Here is a 1,467-nt window from a genome sequence, read left to right on the forward strand (position 1 = left end):
GGCATCGGCGGGGGTTCGATCCTCTCGCCCCTGCTGGTCGCCGGGGGCCTGGCCGTGGGGGTCGTCGCCCCCGCGGCCCTGGCCACCACCTGGATCACCTCGGTGGTCGGCGCGGTGGTGTTCACCGTGCTCGCACGGTTCTCGACCGATCCGGTCGCACCGGCGTGGGGAGTCGGCATCGTCTGCGGACTGGGCGGTCTGATCGGCGGCTACCTGGGAGTGCTGCTGCAACCGCGCATCCCGGAGCTCGGGCTGCGCACCGGACTCGGCGTGGCGGCGCTCGCGGTGTCGGGGGTGTACGTGGCGCAGCTCGTCACGTGACCGGCCTCCAACCTCACCACGTGATCGGCGGTGGCGACGAACCGCTCGTCATGTGACGCACAGCCCACGGCGACGCCCCGTCGACGGGCCTGATCGGTGAGCAACTCGTGGACGTGCCGCCGACTGGCGGAATCCAGTCCGGCATCGGGTTCGTCCATCAACACGATGTCGGCGCGACTCGCCAACGCCTGGGCGAGGAGGGCGCGCTGTCGCTGACCTCCGGACAGCTCCGTCAGGGAGCGGGACTCGAGGCCGTCCAGGCCGACCGCCCCGATCATCTCGGCCACGACCTCGCGGGCCTCCCGCCTACCGATCCGTCGCCCCCACGTCCCCATGGAGACGGTGTCCCGGACCGTGAGGGGGAGGGTCTCCGGCGCAGCGGGTCGCTGGACGACGAGTGAGACGGTGCCCCGCCGACGCACCTCGCCGCGGAGGGGAACGCGGACGCCGGCGAGGAGCTCCACGAGAGTGGACTTGCCGGATCCGTTCGGCCCGGCGAAAGCGGTGACGGTCCCGTACGCCATCTCCACCGCCGCGTCGTGGAGCACTTCACGGCCCTCATAGCCGTAACACAACCCGTGGGCGCTGAGGGCCGGACCCGAGAGGGGCATGGTCTGCACTCCTTGTTGATAACGAATGTCGTTACAGATAGTGTACGGCCTCGTGTCCCTGATCCTCGATCCGTTCAGCACCGCGTTCGTCGCCCGAGCTCTCGTCGGCGGCCTGCTCGTTGCGGCGATCTGTGGAGTGGTCGGCACCTGGGTCGTCATCCGGGGAATGGCGTTCTTCGGCGAGGCGATCGGGCACGGGATGCTCCCCGGAGTGGCATTGGCCACCGTGCTCGGCTTTCCGGCGATGGTCGGCGGCGCGGTCAGTGCGGTGGCCATGAGCGCGGGGATCGGGGCGTTGCAGAGGCGCGGCCGGTTGTCCTACGACACCACCATCGGGCTGCTGTTCGTCACGATGCTGTCGGTCGGGGTGATCATCGTCTCCCACTCCGGCAGCTTCGCCACGGACGCCACCGCCATCCTCTTCGGCGACATCCTGGCCATCCGCGGTCCCGAACTCGTCACCCTGGCCCTCGCGCTGGTGGTGACCCTGGCGGTGGCGGCCCGCTTCCACCGCGCGTTCGTCGCCGTGGCCTTC

Annotated in this window: 3 protein-coding genes; 2 read left to right on the forward strand and 1 reads right to left on the reverse strand. The window is 70.3% G+C overall.

Annotated features, from left to right (window positions below; genetic code table 11):
* The coding region (locus G6026_RS13515; RefSeq protein ID WP_206682029.1) for a TSUP family transporter at nucleotides 1-321 on the forward strand (321 nt) is incomplete at its 5' end.
* Here the strand turns inward: G6026_RS13515 and G6026_RS13520 are convergent.
* Entirely contained in the window at nucleotides 210-932 is a 723-nt protein-coding gene (locus tag G6026_RS13520; RefSeq protein WP_194305630.1) for an ATP-binding cassette domain-containing protein, read from the reverse strand. The two genes, G6026_RS13515 and G6026_RS13520, sit on opposite strands and share 112 nt — an antisense overlap.
* A 52-nt stretch (nucleotides 933-984) precedes the next feature.
* Between G6026_RS13520 and G6026_RS13525 the strand changes: the two genes are divergently transcribed.
* The coding region (locus G6026_RS13525; protein ID WP_182613469.1) for a metal ABC transporter permease at nucleotides 985-1,467 on the forward strand (483 nt) is incomplete at its 3' end.

It is taken from the genome of Dietzia sp. DQ11-38-2, assembly GCF_014145055.1.
Lineage (GTDB): Bacteria > Actinomycetota > Actinomycetes > Mycobacteriales > Mycobacteriaceae > Dietzia.

Bases quoted from the DNA above. Each gene is read 5' to 3' on its own strand.
- G6026_RS13520 (WP_194305630.1), bottom strand. From the start codon at position 932: ATGCCCCTCTCGGGTCCGGCCCTCAGCGCCCACGGGTTGTGTTACGGC.